16 protein-coding genes and 1 pseudogene are annotated in these 17763 nt (G+C 71.2%); 2 read left to right on the forward strand and 15 right to left on the reverse strand.

The window, feature by feature from the left end; genetic code table 11:
- The first annotated feature begins 135 nt into the window (after positions 1-135).
- Positions 136-915, forward strand: a complete 780-nt coding sequence (locus ACFVXJ_RS08250) for a peptidylprolyl isomerase (protein ID WP_389660509.1) — start codon at positions 136-138, stop codon at positions 913-915.
- A 194-nt stretch (positions 916-1109) separates the two neighbouring features.
- Positions 1110-2339 (forward strand): DUF349 domain-containing protein, encoded by a 1230-nt coding sequence (locus ACFVXJ_RS08255; RefSeq protein WP_389660511.1) that lies wholly within the window; start codon positions 1110-1112, stop codon positions 2337-2339.
- A 115-nt stretch (positions 2340-2454) separates the two neighbouring features.
- Here the strand turns inward: ACFVXJ_RS08255 and ACFVXJ_RS08260 are convergent.
- The 15 genes and pseudogenes from ACFVXJ_RS08260 to pgsA all read right to left on the reverse strand — a co-directional run.
- A pseudogene (locus tag ACFVXJ_RS08260) lies at positions 2455-4905 on the reverse strand (RelA/SpoT family protein); the annotation flags it as partial.
- Between the two features lie 223 nt (positions 4906-5128).
- The gene (locus ACFVXJ_RS08265) at positions 5129-5680 is read right to left on the reverse strand and encodes an adenine phosphoribosyltransferase (protein ID WP_361318586.1); all 552 of its coding nucleotides are present in this window, start codon (positions 5678-5680) and stop codon (positions 5129-5131) included.
- Positions 5677-6738, reverse strand: a complete 1062-nt coding sequence (secF, locus tag ACFVXJ_RS08270; RefSeq protein ID WP_389660513.1) for a protein translocase subunit SecF — start codon at positions 6736-6738, stop codon at positions 5677-5679. The genes ACFVXJ_RS08265 and secF overlap by 4 nt, the downstream gene beginning before the upstream one ends.
- 1 nt (position 6739) lies before the next feature.
- Positions 6740-8557 carry a protein translocase subunit SecD gene (gene secD / locus ACFVXJ_RS08275; RefSeq protein WP_389660515.1) on the reverse strand — a complete coding sequence of 606 codons (1818 nt, stop codon included), beginning with the start codon at positions 8555-8557 and terminating at the stop codon, positions 6740-6742.
- Positions 8558-8710: 153 nt separating this feature from the next.
- Positions 8711-9193 (reverse strand): preprotein translocase subunit YajC, encoded by a 483-nt coding sequence (gene yajC / locus ACFVXJ_RS08280; protein ID WP_389660517.1) that lies wholly within the window; start codon positions 9191-9193, stop codon positions 8711-8713.
- A 163-nt stretch (positions 9194-9356) separates the two neighbouring features.
- Complete coding sequence (ruvB, locus tag ACFVXJ_RS08285; protein ID WP_389660519.1) at positions 9357-10415, reverse strand: Holliday junction branch migration DNA helicase RuvB; 1059 nt, start codon at positions 10413-10415, stop codon at positions 9357-9359.
- A 151-nt stretch (positions 10416-10566) separates the two neighbouring features.
- Positions 10567-11193 carry a Holliday junction branch migration protein RuvA gene (ruvA, locus tag ACFVXJ_RS08290; protein WP_389660521.1) on the reverse strand — a complete coding sequence of 209 codons (627 nt, stop codon included), beginning with the start codon at positions 11191-11193 and terminating at the stop codon, positions 10567-10569.
- Complete coding sequence (ruvC, locus tag ACFVXJ_RS08295) at positions 11190-11726, reverse strand: crossover junction endodeoxyribonuclease RuvC (RefSeq protein WP_389660523.1); 537 nt, start codon at positions 11724-11726, stop codon at positions 11190-11192. The genes ruvA and ruvC overlap by 4 nt, the downstream gene beginning before the upstream one ends.
- Before the next feature lie 127 nt (positions 11727-11853).
- Complete coding sequence (locus ACFVXJ_RS08300; RefSeq protein WP_361318572.1) at positions 11854-12606, reverse strand: YebC/PmpR family DNA-binding transcriptional regulator; 753 nt, start codon at positions 12604-12606, stop codon at positions 11854-11856.
- Between the two features lie 57 nt (positions 12607-12663).
- Complete coding sequence (pdxT, locus tag ACFVXJ_RS08305) at positions 12664-13254, reverse strand: pyridoxal 5'-phosphate synthase glutaminase subunit PdxT (protein ID WP_361318570.1); 591 nt, start codon at positions 13252-13254, stop codon at positions 12664-12666.
- Positions 13254-14171 (reverse strand): pyridoxal 5'-phosphate synthase lyase subunit PdxS, encoded by a 918-nt coding sequence (gene pdxS, locus ACFVXJ_RS08310; RefSeq protein ID WP_030157377.1) that lies wholly within the window; start codon positions 14169-14171, stop codon positions 13254-13256. The genes pdxT and pdxS overlap by 1 nt, the downstream gene beginning before the upstream one ends.
- A 158-nt stretch (positions 14172-14329) precedes the next feature.
- A complete protein-coding gene (locus ACFVXJ_RS08315) occupies positions 14330-14869 on the reverse strand; it encodes a hypothetical protein (RefSeq protein ID WP_389660526.1) in 540 nt (179 codons plus the stop codon).
- A gap of 91 nt (positions 14870-14960) precedes the next feature.
- Positions 14961-16121, reverse strand: a complete 1161-nt coding sequence (locus ACFVXJ_RS08320) for a glycosyltransferase family 4 protein (protein WP_389660528.1) — start codon at positions 16119-16121, stop codon at positions 14961-14963.
- Entirely contained in the window at positions 16118-17023 is a 906-nt protein-coding gene (locus ACFVXJ_RS08325) for a phosphatidylinositol mannoside acyltransferase (RefSeq protein WP_389660530.1), read from the reverse strand. Before ACFVXJ_RS08325 ends, ACFVXJ_RS08320 begins: the two co-directional genes overlap by 4 nt.
- A complete protein-coding gene (gene pgsA, locus ACFVXJ_RS08330) occupies positions 17023-17688 on the reverse strand; it encodes a phosphatidylinositol phosphate synthase (protein ID WP_389660532.1) in 666 nt (221 codons plus the stop codon). The genes ACFVXJ_RS08325 and pgsA overlap by 1 nt, the downstream gene beginning before the upstream one ends.
- Positions 17689-17763 lie beyond the last annotated feature (75 nt).

Raw genomic sequence — 17763 nt, forward strand, 5'->3', positions numbered from 1 at the left:
GCTCGGGCGGCGCGCACGGAGCGCGATGCCGCTGCTCAGAGCCTACCGGCGCGGCTCGTGACACAGCGAACCCATATACGGTACGGCCTAACCCAGCCCGGACAGCGGTACCAGAGACGTACAAGGAGACGACCGGTGGTCAGCAGCGATCAGCGTCGGCGACAGCTCGCCAGGGAGAAGTACGAACGCCAGCAGAAGCGGCGGGCGGAGGCCCGGCAGAAGGCGCGCCGCCGCGCGGCGGTGGTCGGCGCGGTCGTGGCCGTCGTGGTCGCGACGCTGGTCGGTCTCGTGGCGGGCGGTGTCTTCGACTCGAAGGACAAGAAGCCCGAGGCGTCGGCCACCCCCTCGCCGGCCGCCTCCCCGACCCCCAAGCAGTCGCCCCCGGCGATGGCGATCGACGACAAGGCGAAGTACACCTTCGCGCTCAAGACGAGCGCGGGCGACGTGACGTTCGAGATGGACGCGGCGAAGACGCCGCAGACGGTCAACTCGTTCAAGTCGCTCGCCGACAAGGGCTTCTTCGACAACACCAAGTGTCACCGCCTGGTGACCGGCGGCATCTTCGTGCTCCAGTGCGGTGACCCGCAGGGCACCGGCATGGGCGGCCCCGGCTACACCATCCCGGACGAGAACCTGGACGCCCTGGGCAAGCCGAACGACCAGGGTCAGGTGATCTACCCGGCGGGCACGGTGGCGATGGCGAACACGGGGCAGCCCGGGACCGGTGGCAGCCAGTTCTTCCTGGTCTACAAGGACAGCCCGCTGGCTCCCTCGTACACGCCCTTCGGCAAGATCGACGCGGCCGGTCTCAAGGTCGTGGAGGACATCGCGAAGGCGGGGACGGCCGACGGGGCGCAGGACGGCGCCCCCAAGAACCCGGTGACCATCGAGAAGGGCACCGTCACCAAGAACTGACCGGGATCGGGTAGCGGGGGCCGGTCACGGCCGGCCTCCGCCCGTGCGTCGATATTGCGTCGTGCGGGATGCGGACAGCCGGCCCGGCGGTCGCCTATGTTGGCGTTGTGCAGGGCGGGCGCGGCCCGCCCCAGGAAACTGTGGACGATGCCCGGGGGTGAACCCCTCGCGAGGCATCAGGTGGAGGAGGCGCTGTGAGCAGCGACCCGTGGGGCCGAGTCGACGAGACCGGCACCGTGTACGTGCGTACTGCCGAGGGCGAGCAGGTCGTCGGCTCTTGGCAGGCGGGCACCCCTGAGGAGGCCCTGGCCTACTTCGAGCGCAAGTACGAGGGCCTGGTGGTCGAGATCGGCCTCCTCGAACGGCGGGTGCGGACCACCGATCTGTCCGCCAAGGACGCGCAGACGGCGATCGACCACCTGCGCACGCAGGTGGACGAGCACCACGCCGTGGGCGACCTCGACGCGCTGCGCGTGCGGCTGGACAAGCTGGTCGCGACGGTGGAGTCGCGGCGCGAGGAGCGCAAGGTCCAGAAGGCCAAGCAGGCGGACGAGGCTCGGGCGGCCAAGGACGCGCTGGTCACCGAGGCCGAGCAGCTGGCGCAGAGCGACCAGTGGCGCAGCGCGGGCGAGCGGCTGCGCGCCCTGGTGGACATCTGGAAGGGGCTGCCCCGGCTCGACCGCAAGTCGGACGACGAGCTGTGGCACCGCTTCTCGCACGCCCGCTCGGCGTTCTCCAAGCGCCGCAAGGCGCACTTCGCCTCGCTGGACGCGCAGCGCGAGGAGGCCCGCAAGGCAAAGGAGAAGCTGGTCGCGGAGGCCGAGTCGCTGTCGAAGTCGACGGACTGGGGTCCGACGGCCGCCCGCTACCGCGAGCTGATGGAGAGCTGGAAGGCCGCGGGCCGGGCGCAGCGGGAGGCGGAGGACGACCTGTGGAACCGTTTCCGCGGTGCGCAGGACGTGTTCTTCGCGGCCCGCGGCGAGGTCTTCGCGGAGCGTGACGCCGAGCAGGTGGAGAACCTGAAGCTGAAGGAGGAGCTGGCCGAGGAGGCCGAGAAGCTCGTCCCGGTGACGGACCTGAAGGCGGCCCGGGCCGCGTTCCGCTCCCTGAACGAGCGCTGGGAGGCCATCGGGCACGTGCCGCGGGACGCGCGTCCCAAGGTCGAGGGCCGGATGCACGCCGTGGAGCGGGCCATCCAGGAGGCCGAGGAAGGCGAGTGGCGTCGTACGAACCCGGAGGCGCGGGCGCGTGCGGCCGGTCTGACGGGTCAGCTGCAGGCGGCGGTCGACAAGCTGCGTCAGCAGATCGACGCGGCCCGCGCCGCGGGCAACAACGCGAAGGCCGACAAGCTGTCCCGTGAGCTGGAGGGCCGCCAGGCCCTGCTGGACCAGGCGCTCAAGGGCCTGGAGGAGTTCGGCGGCTGACGCCCGGCCGGTACGACGACGGGCGCCACCCCCCGGGGGTGGGGCCCCGCCGACGAACCCGGCCCCGTGGGGCCCCAGGGGTGGCCAAAGCCCAGCCGGCCCGGCTGGCCCCGGACACCGGGTAGACGCCCTCGACGCCCCGGACGGCCTTGAGGACGTGTCCCAGGTGCTTCGGGTCGCCCATCTCGAAGGTGAATCGGGAGGTGGCCACCCGGTCGCGGGAGGTCTGCACGGCCGCCGAGAGGATGTTGACGTGCTGGTCCGACAGGACGCGGGTGACGTCGGACAGCAGCCGGGACCGGTCCAGCGCCTCGACCTGGATGGCGACCAGGAACACGGAGGACTGGGTGGGTGCCCACTCGACCTCCAGCATCCGCTCCGGCTGCTGGGACAGCGAGTCCACGTTGACGCAGTCGGCGCGGTGAACCGAAACGCCGCTGCCCCGCGTGACGAATCCGATGATCGGGTCGCCCGGGACCGGGGTGCAGCAGCGGGCCAGCTTGACCCACACGTCGTCGACGCCCTTGACGACCACGCCCGGGTCGGCGCTGCCGCGGCGCTTGCGGCCGCGCGAGGGCGGGACGCTCTCCTCAATGTCCTCGTTGGCCGCGTCCTCGCCGCCGAGGGCCTGCACCAGCTTCTGTACGACGCCCTGCGCGGCCACGTGGCCCTCGCCGATGGCCGCGTACAGGGACGAGATGTCGGGGTAGCGCATCTCGTGCGCGAGGGTGACGAGGGAGTCGCCCGTCAGGATGCGCTGGATCGGCAGGTTCTGCTTGCGCATGGCCCGGGCGATGGCGTCCTTGCCGTGCTCGATGGCCTCGTCGCGGCGTTCCTTGGAGAACCAGGCGCGGATCTTGTTGCGGGCGCGCGGGGACTTGACGAAGCCCAGCCAGTCGCGGGACGGTCCGGCGCCTTCGGCCTTGGAGGTGAACACCTCGACCAGGTCGCCGTTGTCCAGGGTCGATTCGAGCGGCACCAGCCGCCCGTTGACCCGCGCCCCTATGGTGCGGTGGCCGACCTCGGTGTGGACGGCGTACGCGAAGTCCACCGAGGTGGCGCCGGCGGGCAGGGCGATGACGTCGCCCTTGGGCGTGAAGACGAAGACCTCGTTGCGGGAGAGGTCGAACCGCAGCGAGTCGAGGAACTCGCCCGGGTCCTCGGTCTCCTTCTGCCAGTCCAGCAACTGGCGCAGCCACGCCATGTCGTTGACGGTGTCCTGGCCGGCGCTGCCCTTGGCGGCCTGCGGGACGTCGGTGCGGACCTTGGAGGTGCCCGCGACGGTCTGCTGCTTGTACTTCCAGTGCGCGGCGATGCCGTATTCGGCCCGGCGGTGCATGTCGAAGGTGCGGATCTGGAGTTCGACCGGCTTGCCGCTGGGGCCGATGACCGTCGTGTGCAGCGACTGGTACATGTTGAACTTCGGCATCGCGATGTAGTCCTTGAACCGGCCGGGGACCGGGTTCCAGCGCGCGTGCACGGTGCCGAGGGCCGCGTAGCAGTCCCGGACGGTGTCGACCAGGACGCGGATGCCGACCAGGTCGTAGATCTCGGCGAAGTCGCGGCCCCGCACGATCATCTTCTGGTAGACGCTGTAGTAGTGCTTGGGTCGGCCGGTGACGGTGGCCTTGATCCGAGCCGCCCGGAGGTCGGCCTGGACCTCGTCGGTGACGATCGCGAGGTACTCGTCGCGCTTGGGGGCGCGCTCGGCGACCAGGCGCACGATCTCGTCGTACATCTTCGGGTACAGGATCGCGAAGGACAGGTCTTCGAGTTCCCACTTGATCGTGTTCATGCCCAGCCGGTGGGCCAGCGGGGCGTAGATCTCCAGGGTCTCGCGGGCCTTCTTCTCCTGCTTCTCCCTCTTGAGGTAGCGCATGGTGCGCATGTTGTGCAGGCGGTCGGCGAGCTTGATGACCAGGACCCGGGGGTCCTTGGCCATGGCCACGACCATCTTGCGCACGGTCTCGGCCTGCGCGGCCTCGCCGAACTTGACCCGGTCCAGCTTGGTGACGCCGTCGACGAGCAGCGCGACGGCGTCGCCGAAGTCGCGTCTGAGCTGTTCGAGGCCGTACTCCGTGTCCTCGACGGTGTCGTGCAGCAGACCCGCCATCAGGGTGGCCGGGTCCATGCCGAGCTCGGCCAGGATGGTCGTCACCGCGAGCGGGTGGGTGATGTACGGGTCGCCGCTCTTGCGCTTCTGCCCGCGGTGCCACCGCTCGGCGACCTGGTATGCCTGCTCGATCTGGCGCAGGGTGGCCGTCTCGATCTTCGGGTCGTTGCTGCGGACTATGCGCAGCAACGGCTCCAGTACCGGGTTGTACGGGTTGGAGCGCTGGACCCCGAGGCGGGCGAGGCGGGCGCGCACCCGGTTGGAGGACCCGGCCTGCTTCGCGGGCGCGGGCTTGACCGCCGGGGCGGGCTTGACCGGCGCCGGCGGGACGGGCTTGACCGACGGGGCGGCCGGGGGCGTGGCGGCGGGCGCCGCGGCCTGCTCGGCCTGCTCGGCGTGCTCGGCCTGCGGGTCGGGTTGCGCGGCGGAGAGTGGCTGGGCCTCGTCTGGCAAGAGCGCTCCTCTGGGGGTCCCCCCGGATTCCGTCCGGGGGAGGATCCGGGGCCCCGGTCAGGTCCGGATAACCCATGGTAGCGAGGGTTGCGTCCGCTCGTTCTCCGAGCCTCCTCCCGGCTCGGGGATCGGTCCCGTACGCGAAAGCGGCGGGCACCCGGGGCGTCCCGGGTGCCCGCCGCCACGGCGGGTGAAGGCCGTCGATGGGCCGTTGGCAGGGCCGTCAGACCACGATCAGCGCGTCCAGCGGGGCCCCGCCCAGGGCGGGTTCCAGCTTGGCGCGGCCGGGCAGGAACGACAGCTCCATCAGGACCGCCACTCCGGCGACCTCGGCCCCCGCCCGCCGGATCAGCGACAGCGAAGCCTCCGCGGTGCCACCGGTGGCCAGGACGTCGTCGATGACCATGACCCGGTCACCGATGGCCAGGTCCTCCGCGTGGACTTCGATCTCCGCGGTCCCGTACTCCAGGTCGTACGCCTGTCCCAGCGTCGCGCCCGGCAGCTTGCCGGCCTTGCGCACCGGCACGAAGCCGATCCCGGACTGCACGGCCACCGGCGCCGCCAGGATGAACCCGCGCGCCTCCAGCCCGACGATCTTCGTCGCGCCGTACCGCACCGCCAGGGCCGCCAGCGCGTCCGTCAGCGCCGCGAACGCCTTCGGGTCGGCCAGCAGCGGGGTGATGTCCTTGAACGTCACGCCCGGCTTGGGGTAGTCCGGTACGTCCTTGATCCGGGAGAGGAGCAGCTCGCGCACCTCGGGCGTGCAGGCGGTCACCGGCGCCGCCGTCCCGGGCCGTGGCCCTGCGCGACGACCTGCGGGCCGTCCTCCGCGTCGTATCCGTCGTCCGGGGACTCGCCCTTGGCCGCGGCGGCCGCCCGCTTCGCGAGGACCCGCTTGCGCAGCGCCTTCATCGCCGGCTCGCGCTCCTTCAGGTCGACGACCAGCGGGGTCGCGATGAAGATCGAGGAGTACGCACCGGCCGCGAGACCCACGAACAGCGACAGCGAGATGTCGTTGAGCATGCCCGCGCCCAGGAAGCCGCCGCCGATGAACAGCAGCGCGCCGACCGGGAGCAGCGCCACGACCGTGGTGTTGATCGAGCGGACCAGGGTGCCGTTGATGCTCCGGTTGGCGATCTCGCTGAAGGTGTACCGGGTCTGCTTCGTGATGTCCTTCGAGCCCTCCTTGAGACCGTCGAAGACGACGACGGTGTCGTAGAGGGAGTAACCGAGGATCGTCAGCAGACCGATCACGGTGCCCGGCGTGACCTCGAAGCCGACGAGCGCGTACACGCCGACGGTGATGGTGAGGTCGTGGATCAGCGCGACGAGCGCCGCCACCGCCATCCGCCATTCGAAGGCGATCGCGAGGTAGAGCACCACGAGGACCATGAAGATGCCGAGGCCGGTCCACGCCTTGTTCGCGATCTGCTCGCCCCAGCTGGGGCCGACCAGGTCGGCGTTGATCTGGTTCGCGTCGACCTTGAGGTCGGTGGCGAGCTGCTTCTTCACGCCGGCCGCGTCGGCGGTGTTGAGACCCGAGATCTGGATCCGCATGCCGCCGGTGCCGAGCGCCTGGACGATCGCCTCGTGACCGGACGCCGTCTTGGCGTCCTCCGTCACCTTCGCCACCGAGACGGCCGTCTTCGGGGTGGTGAAGACGGCACCGCCCTTGAACTCGATGCCCATGTTGAGGCCCTGTACGGCCAGGGCCACGATCGCCGTGATGGTGATCAGGATGGAAACGCCGTACCAGAGGAAACGCTTGCCGACGAAGTCGTAGCCGACATCACCGCGGTACAGCCTGGCGCCGAGATCTCCCAGCTTCGACATCTCACGCCTCCTTTGCGTCGACGGGGGCGGGCACGGCGGCGGCGGTCGCTCCGCCGCCGGTACGACGGGACCGGCGCAGCGGCGGCTTGGCGCCCAGGCGCTTGGGGTCCAGCCCGGACCACGGGTGGCCGCTGGAGAAGAACTTCGTGCGCGCCAGCAGGGTCATGACCGGCTTGGTGAAGAGGAACACCACGACCACGTCGAGCAGGGTGGTGAGACCCAACGTGAAGGCGAAGCCCTGCACCTTGCCGACGGTGACGATGAACAGCACCGCGGCGGCGAGGAAGGACACGAAGTCGGAGACCAGGATGGTCCGCCGGGCCCTCGGCCACGCGCGCTCGACCGCCGGACGCAGGGTGCGGCCCTCGCGGATCTCGTCCCGGATGCGTTCGAAGTACACGATGAACGAGTCCGCGGTGATGCCGATCGCGACGATGGCACCGCAGACGGCGGGCAGGTTCAGCGCGAACCCGATGCCCTTCCCGAGCAGCGCCATGATCGTGTAGGTGAGGACGGCGGACACCAGGAGGCTGATGATGGCGATGAACGCCAGGCCCCGGTAGTACACGAGCAGGTAGATCACGACGAGCGCGAGGCCGATGGCGCCCGCGATGAGGCCGGCCTTGAGCTGCTCGCTGCCGAGCGCGGGGGTGACGGTGGTGACGCTGTCCTCCTGGAAGGAGAGCGGCAGCGCACCGTACGACAGCATGTTGCCCAGGTCCTGCGCGGACTGCTGGGTGAAACCGCCCGAGATCTCGGCGTTTCCGCCGGTCAGCGCCTGGCTCACGGACGGGTCGGAGATGACCTGGCCGTCGAGCACGATGGCGAACTGGTTCTGCGGGGGCTGCTTGGTGGCGAGCTCACCGGTGACCTTGGCGAACTTGTCGGCGCCCTTGTCGGTGAACTGCATCGTGACGATCCACTGGGCGGACTGCGGGTTGATCGCGCCCTTGGCGTTGTCCACGTCCTGGCCGTTGACGGCGGCCGGGCCCAGCACCCACTTGCCCCAGGTGTTGCCGCGCTTGCCACAGGCGAGCGTCGGGTCCTCGGGCTTGACGTCCTTGCCCACCGTGGCGCGCTGCTTCTCGTCGTTGCAGTCCAGCGCGGCGAACTTCGCCTGGAGGTCCGCGACGGCGGCGTCGGCGCCCGACGGGGTCGGGACCGGGGTCGGCGCCTTGTCGTCTGCCTTCTTCGACTCGCTCGCCGAGGGCGAGGGAGAGGGACTGGGGGCGCCCGGGGCCTTGAGGGCCTCGCTGAGCACACGTCCCTGGGAAGTGGCGCTGGACGACGGGGTGGCCGAGGAGCCGGGCTTGCCGCTCTCCGCCTTGGGGGCGCCGGAGCCGCTCGCGGACGGGCTCGGGGCACCGCTCGTGGAGGGGCTCGGCGTCGTCTGCGGGGTGACCGGGGCGCCGTCGGCGAAGGCCAGGACGGGGCGGAAGTACAGCTGGGCGGTGGTACCGACCTGCTGGCGCGCCTGCTGCTCGTTCATCCCGCGGGGGATGTTCACGATGATGTGGTCGCGGCCCTGCGTCTGGACCTCGGCCTCCGAGACGCCGAGACCGTTGACGCGGCGCTCGATGATGCCGACCGCCGTGTTCATGTTGGTCTCGTTGACCGCGTCCGGCTTGCCGGGCTCGCTCTTGGCCTTGAGCGTGATGCTCGTGCCGCCCGCGAGGTCGATGCCCAGCCGGGGCGTCGTCTGCTTCGTGAGGAACATCCCCGCGGTGAGCGCCACCATCGCGATCAGGATGATGGCCAGGGCGCGCCCCGGCCTCCCCTGAGCCCCCGTGGGCCGCCGGCCCTTCTTCGGTGCTGCCACCTTGTCGTATCTCCCTGTCCAACCGCCCCGCGCCGGGTCAGCGCGCGGACGGCCACGAAATGTGTGGTGGGGACCCCTGCCCCCCGCAGAAGTGTCACTGACGGGGGCCGCGCCGGCCGCCGGTCAGGCGCCGTCGCGGTCCCCGGCCGGTCGCTACTTGGCGCCGGCCTCGCCGTCGGTCTTGCCGTCCTGCGGCTCGTCGCCCTTGGGCTCGTCCTTCTTGCCCAGGTCGAGCTTGGGAGCCTCGTCCCGGTCCTTGGAGAGGTCGGTCTTGGCCGGCTCGTCCGTCTCGCCCGCGGTGAGCGAGGAGGCGTCGTCCGGCACGACCGGGGCGTCGTCGACGGGCTCGTCGGTGATGCCGTGGACGATGCGGTTGTACTCCGCGTCCTCCAGGACCGCGCCGATGGAGTTCTTGGCGTAGATCGCGTGGACACCGGGGGCCACCTCAAGGGTGAGGGTGTCGTCGCCGATCTCCTTCACCGTGGCGTACATGCCGCCGATGGTGCGGACGCCGGTGCCGGGCATCAGGTGCTCGCGCATCTGCGCGGCGGCCTGCTGCTTCTTCTTGGCGGAGCGGGTCATCAGGAACATCGCCCCGATGAGCACGATGAATGGGAGGAGCATGCCGATATTCACGGGACGAAGATCCTTCGCACGACCGCTCGGGAGGCGGCCTTTTCTACGGGGGTGGGCATACCGACCCGAAGGGTCGGCATCGGCGGAGTCTAGGCGAGTCCGCACCGATGGAACAACGCCCAGCATGGCACCGCGGTTCCTGGACGGTCGAACCTCCGCGCCGTCACGCCCCGAACAAGCCCTGTTGTCCGCTTGATCCACTCGCCCCGTGCCCAGGCGGGACAAGGCCCAGGTGAACCCATGCGGCGGGGGTCGCGACCCGCCCGCGCGGGGTACGGGCCAGCAGCCCCTCCCGGACCAGGAAGGGCTCGGCGACCTCCTCGACCGTCTCGCGTTCCTCGCCGACGGCGACCGCGAGGGTGGACAGGCCGACGGGGCCGCCGCCGAAGAGCTTCAGCAGCGCCTCCAGCACGGCCCGGTCCAGCCGGTCGAGGCCGCGCGCGTCCACCTCGTAGACCTGGAGGGCGGTACCGGCGATCTCCCGCGTGATCACTCCGTCGGCCCGCACCTGGGCGTAGTCCCGGACCCGGCGCAGCAGGCGGTTGGCGATCCGGGGGGTGCCGCGCGAGCGCCCGGCGATCTCGGCGGCGCCGGCGGTGTCGATCTCCACGTCGAGGAGGCGGGCGGAGCGGTGGATGACGCGTTCCAGCTCCTCGGGGGCGTAGAACTCCATGTGCCCGGTGAAGCCGAACCGGTCGCGCAGCGGCGGCGGCAGCAGTCCGGCGCGGGTGGTCGCGCCGACCAGGGTGAAGGGCGGCAGCTCCAGCGGGATCGCGGTGGCGCCGGGCCCCTTGCCGACGATCACGTCGACGCGGAAGTCCTCCATGGCCATGTACAGCATCTCCTCGGCGGGCCGGGACATGCGGTGGATCTCGTCCAGGAAGAGCACCTCGCCCTCCTGGAGCGAGGAGAGGATCGCGGCGAGGTCTCCGGCGTGCTGGATGGCGGGGCCGGAAGTGATCCGGATGGGCGCGCCCATCTCCGCCGCGATGATCATGGAGAGGGTGGTCTTGCCGAGGCCGGGCGCGCCGGAGAGCAGGACGTGGTCGGCGGTGGCGCCGCGTTGGCGGGCCGCCTTGAGCACGAGGTCGAGCTGTTGGCGGACCTTCTCCTGGCCGACGAACTCGCCGAGGTCCTTGGGGCGCAGGGCGGCCTCGACGGCGGTGTCCTCGCCGTCCGCCGCCGCCGCGACAATGCGGTCGCTCTCGTCGTCCCAGTTCACGGTCTCAGTCTGCCTTCTCGGTTCGTACGGTGATCATCGTGGCGCCCGCGGCGGTGTCCGCGCGGCGGCCCCCGCGGCGCCCCGGGCTCCTCGCGGGCGGCGCCGGTTCCAGGGCGCCGGTCCTACGGGGCCGGTCGCGGGCGGGCCCGGCTCAGCGGGCCCGGTTCAGCGACTGGAGGGCGGCGCGCAGCAGCTGCGGGACGGGGGCCGAGCCACCGGCGGCGAGGGCGGCCTCCGCCTGCGGGGTCACGGCCGTGACGGCCTCCTCCGCCTCACGGGCGGCGTACCCGAGGCCGATCAGCGCGGCGGCGAGCTGCTCGGTCCACGGCGCGGGACCGGCCGCCGCGGCCCGCTGCGCCCCCACGACGGCGCCGAGCGGCGCGCCCAGCTTGTCCTTGAGCTCCAGCAACAGCTTCTGCGCGCCCCTCTTGCCGATGCCGGGCACCGCCGTCAGGGCCTTCTCGTCCCCCGTCGAGACGGCCACGCGCAGCGCGTCCGGGCTGTGGATCCCGAGCATGGCCTGCGCCAGCCGCGGGCCGACCCCGCTGGCACCCTGGAGCAGCTCGAAGACCTGCCGTTCGTCGTCGTCGGCGAAGCCGTACAGGGTGAGCGAGTCCTGCCGCACGACCAGGGAGGTGGCCAGCCGGGCCGTCTCCCCCACGCGCAGCCCGGCGATGGTGTTCGGGGTGCAGTGCACGGCCATGCCCACACCGCCGACCTCGATCACGGCCAGGGTGGGGGCGAGGGCGGCGACCGGGCCGCTGACGAACGCGATCATGAGGGGCGGCCTTTCACGGCGGAGGCATGCTGGGCGAGCGCCTGCTGGAGGCGGTTTTGTGCGGGCGCCCGCCAGATGTGGCAGATGGCGAGCGCGAGGGCGTCGGCGGCGTCGGCGGGTTTCGGTGGGGCCGACAGTCGCAGCAACCGGGTCACCATCGCCGCGACCTGTGCCTTGTCGGCCCGGCCGGCGCCGGTGACGGCGGCCTTGACCTCGCTCGGGGTGTGCAGGGCGACCGGCAGGCCACGCCGGGCCGCGCACAGCATGGCGACGGCACTGGCCTGGGCGGTGCCCATCACCGTGCTGACGTTGTGCTGGCTGAAGACCCGCTCCACGGCGACGACTTCGGGTCGGTGCTCGTCGAGCCACTCCTCGATGCCGCGCTCGACGGCGACGAGCCGCAGCCCCAACTCGGCGTCCACGGGCGTCCGTACGACCCCCACCCCGAGCATCGTCAGGGGACGGCCGGCGACCCCCTCGACCACGCCGACACCACACCGCGTCAGCCCCGGGTCCACACCGAGTACGCGCACTTCGCCCCCCCTTCTTCGATCGCCTGTCCGTGTGCACTTGCAGGCTATCCCGCCCCACTGACAAGACGACGGGCCGACAGGACGTGTCCTGTCGGCCCGTCGCGATCACGCGAAGTGGGGGCGCCCCTCAGGCGTCGACCTTCTCCATGACCTCGTCCGAGACGTCGAAGTTGGCGAAGACGTTCTGCACGTCGTCGCTGTCCTCCAGCGCGTCGATCAGCTTGAAGATCTTGCGCGCGCCCTCTTCGTCCAGCTCGACCTGCATGGTCGGGACGAAGCTGGAGTCGGCCGAGTCGTAGTCGATGCCCGCCTCCTGGAGCGCGGTGCGGACCGCGACCATGTCGGTGGGCTCGCTGATGATCTCGAAGGTGTCACCGTTGTCGTTGACCTCTTCGGCACCGGCTTCCAGCACCGTCTCCAGGACGTCGTCCTCGGTGAGCTCGGCCTTCGGCAGGACGACGACGCCCTTGCGGTTGAACAGGTACGAGACCGAGCCCGGGTCGGCCATCGAGCCGCCGTTGCGGGTCATGGCGACGCGGACGTCGGAGGCGGCGCGGTTGCGGTTGTCGGTGAGGCACTCGATGAGTACCGCGACACCGTTCGGGCCGTAGCCTTCGTACATGATCGTCTCGTAGTCGGCGCCGCCGGCCTCCAGGCCGCCGCCGCGCTTGACCGCGGAGTCGATGTTCTTGTTCGGGACCGAGCTCTTCTTGGCCTTCTGAATGGCGTCGAAGAGCGTCGGGTTGCCGTCGATGTCGGCGCCGCCCATCCGGGCCGCGACCTCGATGTTCTTGATCAGCTTCGCGAAGAGCTTGCCGCGCTTGGCATCGATCACGGCCTTCTTGTGCTTCGTCGTAGCCCATTTAGAGTGGCCGGACATCCGCCTGTCTCCTTCGCGTCACCAACAGTGTTCGTACCCGATCCTACCGGGACCTGATTACAGCCCCGCGCGCACCATGTCGACGAAGTACGCGTGAACGCGGTCGTCGCCGGTGAGTTCCGGGTGGAACGAGGTGGCCAGCACGTTGCCCTGTCGTACGGCGACGGTGTGGCCGTCGTACGTGGCGAGCACCTCGGCGGCGGCGCCGACGGACTCGACCCACGGGGCGCGGATGAAGACGCCCTCGACGGGGCCGCCGTCGATGCCCGCGAAGTCGACCTGCGCCTCGAAGGACTCGTTCTGCCGGCCGAAGGCGTTGCGGCGCACGATCATGTCGATGCCGCCGAGCGTCTCCTGGTCCTCACGGCCGTCCAGCAGCTTGTCCGCGAGCATGATCATGCCGGCGCAGGTGCCGTAGACCGGCATGCCGGCCCGTACGCGCTCGCGCAGCGGCTCCAGCATGCCGAACAGCACGGCGAGCTTCGACATGGTCGTGGACTCGCCGCCGGGGATCACCAGGGCGTCGACCTCGGTGAGCTCCTCGGGACGCCGGACCGGCCTGGCCACGGCGTCCGCCGCGGCCAGGGCGATCAGGTGCTCCCGTACATCGCCCTGGAGAGCCAGGACACCGATGGTGGGAGTCGTCATTACCAGCCCCGGTTGGCGTAACGCTCGGCCTCGGGCAGGGTGTCGCAGTTGATGCCGACCATGGCCTCGCCCAGGTTGCGGGAGGCGTCCGCGATGATCTTCGGGTCGTCGTAGAAGGTGGTGGCCTTCACGATCGCGGCGGCGCGCTTGGCCGGGTCGCCCGACTTGAAGATGCCGGAGCCGACGAAGACGCCCTCGGCGCCGAGCTGACGCATCAGGGCGGCGTCGGCCGGGGTGGCCACGCCACCGGCGGAGAACAGCACGACGGGCAGCTTGCCGAGCTCGGCGACTTCCTTGACCAGCTCGTACGGGGCGCGCAGCTCCTTGGCGGCGGCGTACAGCTCGTTGTTGTCGAAGCCGCGCAGCTTGGCGATCTCGTTCTTGATCTGGCGCAGGTGACGGACGGCCTCGACCACGTTGCCGGTGCCGGCCTCGCCCTTGGAGCGGATCATGGCCGCGCCCTCGGCGATGCGGCGCAGGGCCTCACCGAGGTTGGTGGCGCCACAGACGAAGGGGGTGGTGAACGCCCACTTGTCGGAGTGGTTGACCTCGTCGGCCGGGGTCAGGACCTCGGACTCGTCGATGTAGTCGACGCCGAGGGACTGCAGGACCTGGGCCTCGACGAAGTGGCCGATGCGGGACTTGGCCATGACCGGGATCGAGACGGCCTCGATGATCTCTTCGATCATGTTCGGGTCCGACATGCGGGCGACCCCGCCGTCCTTGCGGATGTCGGCCGGGACCCGCTCCAGGGCCATGACGGCCACGGCGCCGGCGTCCTCGGCGATCTTCGCCTGCTCGGCGTTGACCACGTCCATGATCACGCCGCCCTTGAGCTGCTCGGCCATGCCGCGCTTGACGCGGGAGGTGCCGATAGCCGACTCAGCGGACTGCGGGGTGGAGGGAAGCGTGCTCACGGATTGACCTCACTCGAAGGAAGAAGGGTGCTGCGGTACTACAGCACTGAGCAAACCTCCCGCGTGCAGTCCACTGCAAGGGCCAATGAGGAGCCGGTGGCTCCTTCCGATTTGGCCACCGGGTACAAATACGCCCGCCCGGACGCGCCGCGGACCTGCTAGGGCCGGTCGGCGAGGTCCGCCGGGGGCTCGTCGTCCATCTCGAAGGCGAGCGGGAAGGGCGCGTGGCCCGCCAGCCGGAACCAGCGCACCTTGCGGTGCCGGCGCAGGGCGCGCGCGGCCCGTACGGCGTCGTTGTGGAAGCGCCGGGCCATCGGCACCCGGCGCACGGCCGCCGCCAGCTCCTCCGCGGCCTCGACCCCGCCGGGCGCCGCCTTCACCGCGTCGACCTGGTCCACGTCGGCGAACACGGCGCGCAGCGCCTGGCTCAGCTCGCTCTCGGCGACCTCGCGCTGCTCCTCCTCGGCCTGCCGGGCCGCGTGCGCCGCCTCGTACAGCACGAGCGAGGAAGCGGGGTCGAGCACCCCGGAGGTGGCCACTTCGAGCACCACGGAGGCACGCCGCACCAACTGCGCGTCGAGCGCGGCCCGCGCGGCGTCCATCCGCGAATGCAGCCGGTCGAGCCGCCCGGCGGTCCAACTCAGGTACACGCCGACGACACCGAGCGCGAGGGCGATCCAGACAAGGGTTTCGATCACGGACGGCGAGCCTACCGTCCACGCCGGGAGGTCTCGGCGGGGTGCCCGATCAGTAGGTGATCGTCCGTGACCGGTCCGCGACGGAGTCCCGTCAGTCCCGGGTCAGCCCCAGGCGGGTGCGGAGCGGGACCCGTTCGTCCGCGGCGACCGCCGCCGCGCCGTCGGTGACGGTTTCGTAGACGGCCAGGATGTCCGCGCCGACCGTCGACCAGTCGAAGCGGCGGACGTGCGCGGACCCGCGGGTGCTCAGTTCCGCCCGGCGGGCCGGGTCGTGCAGCAGCCGGACCGCGGCGGCGGCCAGCGCTTCGGGGTCCTCGTTCGCGAACAGGTCGCCCGCCCGGCCCTGGTCCAGGACCTGCGCGAACGCGTCCAGGTCGGAGGCCAGCACCGCCGCCCCCGCCGACAGCGCCTCGACCAGGATGATCCCGAAGCTCTCGCCGCCCGTGTTCGGGGCGACGTACACGTCGACGCTGCGCAGCAGCCGGGCCTTGTCCTCGTCCGAGACCATGCCGAGGAACTCCACCCGCGCGCGCAGCTCGGGCGGCAGGGAGGCGACCGCCTCCTCCTCGTCGCCGCGGCCCGCCACCAGGAGCCGTACGTCCGGGCACTCCTCGACGATCCGCGGGAACGCCGCCATCAGCACGGGCAGGCCCTTGCGCGGTTCGTCGATGCGGCCGATGAAGCCCAGGGTGGTGCCGCCCCACTCCGCCTTGGGCGAGGCGGAGGCGAAGAAGTCCACGTCCACCCCGTTGGGGATGACGACGGCGTCCCCGCCCAGGTGCTCCACCAGAGTGCGCCGCGCGTACTCGCTCACCGCGATCCGGGCGCTGATCTTCTCCAGGGCCGGCTGCAGGATCGGGTAGGCGGCGATCATCGCCCGCGAACGCGGGTTGGAGGTGTGGAAGGTGGCCACGATCGGGCCCTGCGCGGCCCAGCAGGACAGCAACCCCAGGGACGGGGAGGCGGGCTCGTGGATGTGGATCACGTCGAAGACCCCGTCGTGGAGCCAGCGCCGTACCCGCGCGGCCGACAGGAAGCCGAAGTTCAGTCGGGCGACGGACCCGTTGTAGGGCACCGGCACCGCCCGTCCCGCCGAGACCACGTACGGCGGCAGCGGGGTCTCGTCGTCCGCGGGGGCGAGCACCGACACCTCGTGGCCGCGGCGGATCAGGTGTTCCGCCAGGTCCCGGATGTGGAACTGGACGCCGCCCGGCACGTCCCACGAGTACGGGCACACGATGCCGATCTTCACTGGGAGCGCTCCTCCAGATCGTCCAGCCACAAGCGCTGCAACATGTGCCAGTCCTCGGGGTGTGCCGCGATGCCCGCGGCGAACGCGTCGGCGACCGCCTGCGTCATCACGGCGGTCTTCTCGGTCCGGGTCCCGGTCGCGGGCACCGCCACCTCGGGGTGGATGCGCCCGTACATCCGCGGGGTCTCGCCGTAGTACAGGGTGGCCGGCAGCAGCGCCGCCCCGGTCTGTTGCGCCAGCAGCGCGGGCCCGGCCGGCATCCGCGCGGCCGCGCCGAAGAAGTCCACCTCGACCCCGGAAGCGGACAGGTCCCGGTCGGCGACCAGACAGACCAGGCCGCCGGAGCGGAGCCGGCGGGCGAGGGTGCCGAAGGCGGCGCCGCCGCTGTGCGGCAGCACCTCCATGCCCAGGCTCTCGCGGTAGGCCACGAACCGGTCGTAGAGGGACTCCGGCTTGAGTCGCTCGGCGACCGTGGTGAACGGGATGCCGAGGTGGCTGGTGGCCCAGGCGCCGGCCAGGTCCCAGTTCGCCAGGTGCGGGAGCGCCACGATGACCCCGCGCCCCGAGGCGATCGCCTCGCGCAGGATGTGCTCGCCGGCCATCTCCACGTCGGTGGAGAACCGTCGCGGGTCCATCGCCGGCAGCCGGAAGGACTCCATCCAGTACCGCATGTACGAGCGCATGCCCGCCCGGGACAGCTCCCGCAGTCGCTCGGGACCGGCGTCGGGCACCACCCGGGCCAGGTTCGACTCCAGCCTGAGCACGCTCTTGCCGCGCCGCTTCCAGGTGGTGTCGGCTATCCGCCGGCCCAGGCCCACCGCGGCCGGCTCCGGCAGCTTCTTGACGGCCGCCCAGCCGAGCCCGTACAGGCCGTCCACGACCTTGTCCTGCGCCGTGCCCATCAGGCCGCACCGCCTTCGGACAGGCGCGCCTCGGCGTCGGCTTCCGCCGCCTCGCGCCGTACCGTGACCACGCGCTGGATCAGGGTGACGAGGGAGCCCGCCGCCACCGCCCACAGAGCGATCGGCAGCAGCACGCCGATCCAGGACGGCACGCCGAAGGTCTGGAGCCCGGACAGACCGGCCGCGACCAGCGAGATCACCAGCCGCTCGGCGCGTTCGACCAGCCCATTGACGGCGACCGGCAGTCCGATCGCCTCGCCGCGGGCCTTGGTGTACGAGACCACCTGCCCGCTGGCCAGGCAGAAGATCGCCACCGCGCACAGCACGTTGTCGTGACCCGAGCCCGCGTACCAGAGCGCGAGCCCGCCGAAGATGGCCGCGTCGGCCACCCGGTCGAGCGTGGAGTCGAGGAACGCGCCCCAGCGGCTGGAGACCCCGGCCTGGCGGGCCATGTTCCCGTCCACCAGGTCGGAGAACACGAACAGGGTGATGGTGATCGTGCCCCAGAAGAACTCGCCCCTGGGGAAGAAGACCAGCGCTCCCGCCACCACTCCGGCCGTGCCGATCAGCGTGACGGCGTCCGGGCTCACCCCCCGACGGAGGAGAAAAGCGGCGAATGGCGTGAGAACACGCGTGAAGAATGCACGCGCGTACTTGTTCAGCATGGCCTTCCCGGAGGGTCGCTGGGCCGCACGGCCCCATCGGCCACCGGCTGGCCCATCGTAGCCGGCGCCCCGACC

It is taken from the genome of Streptomyces sp. NPDC058279, assembly GCF_042881255.1.
Taxonomy (GTDB): Bacteria; Actinomycetota; Actinomycetes; order Streptomycetales; family Streptomycetaceae; genus Streptomyces.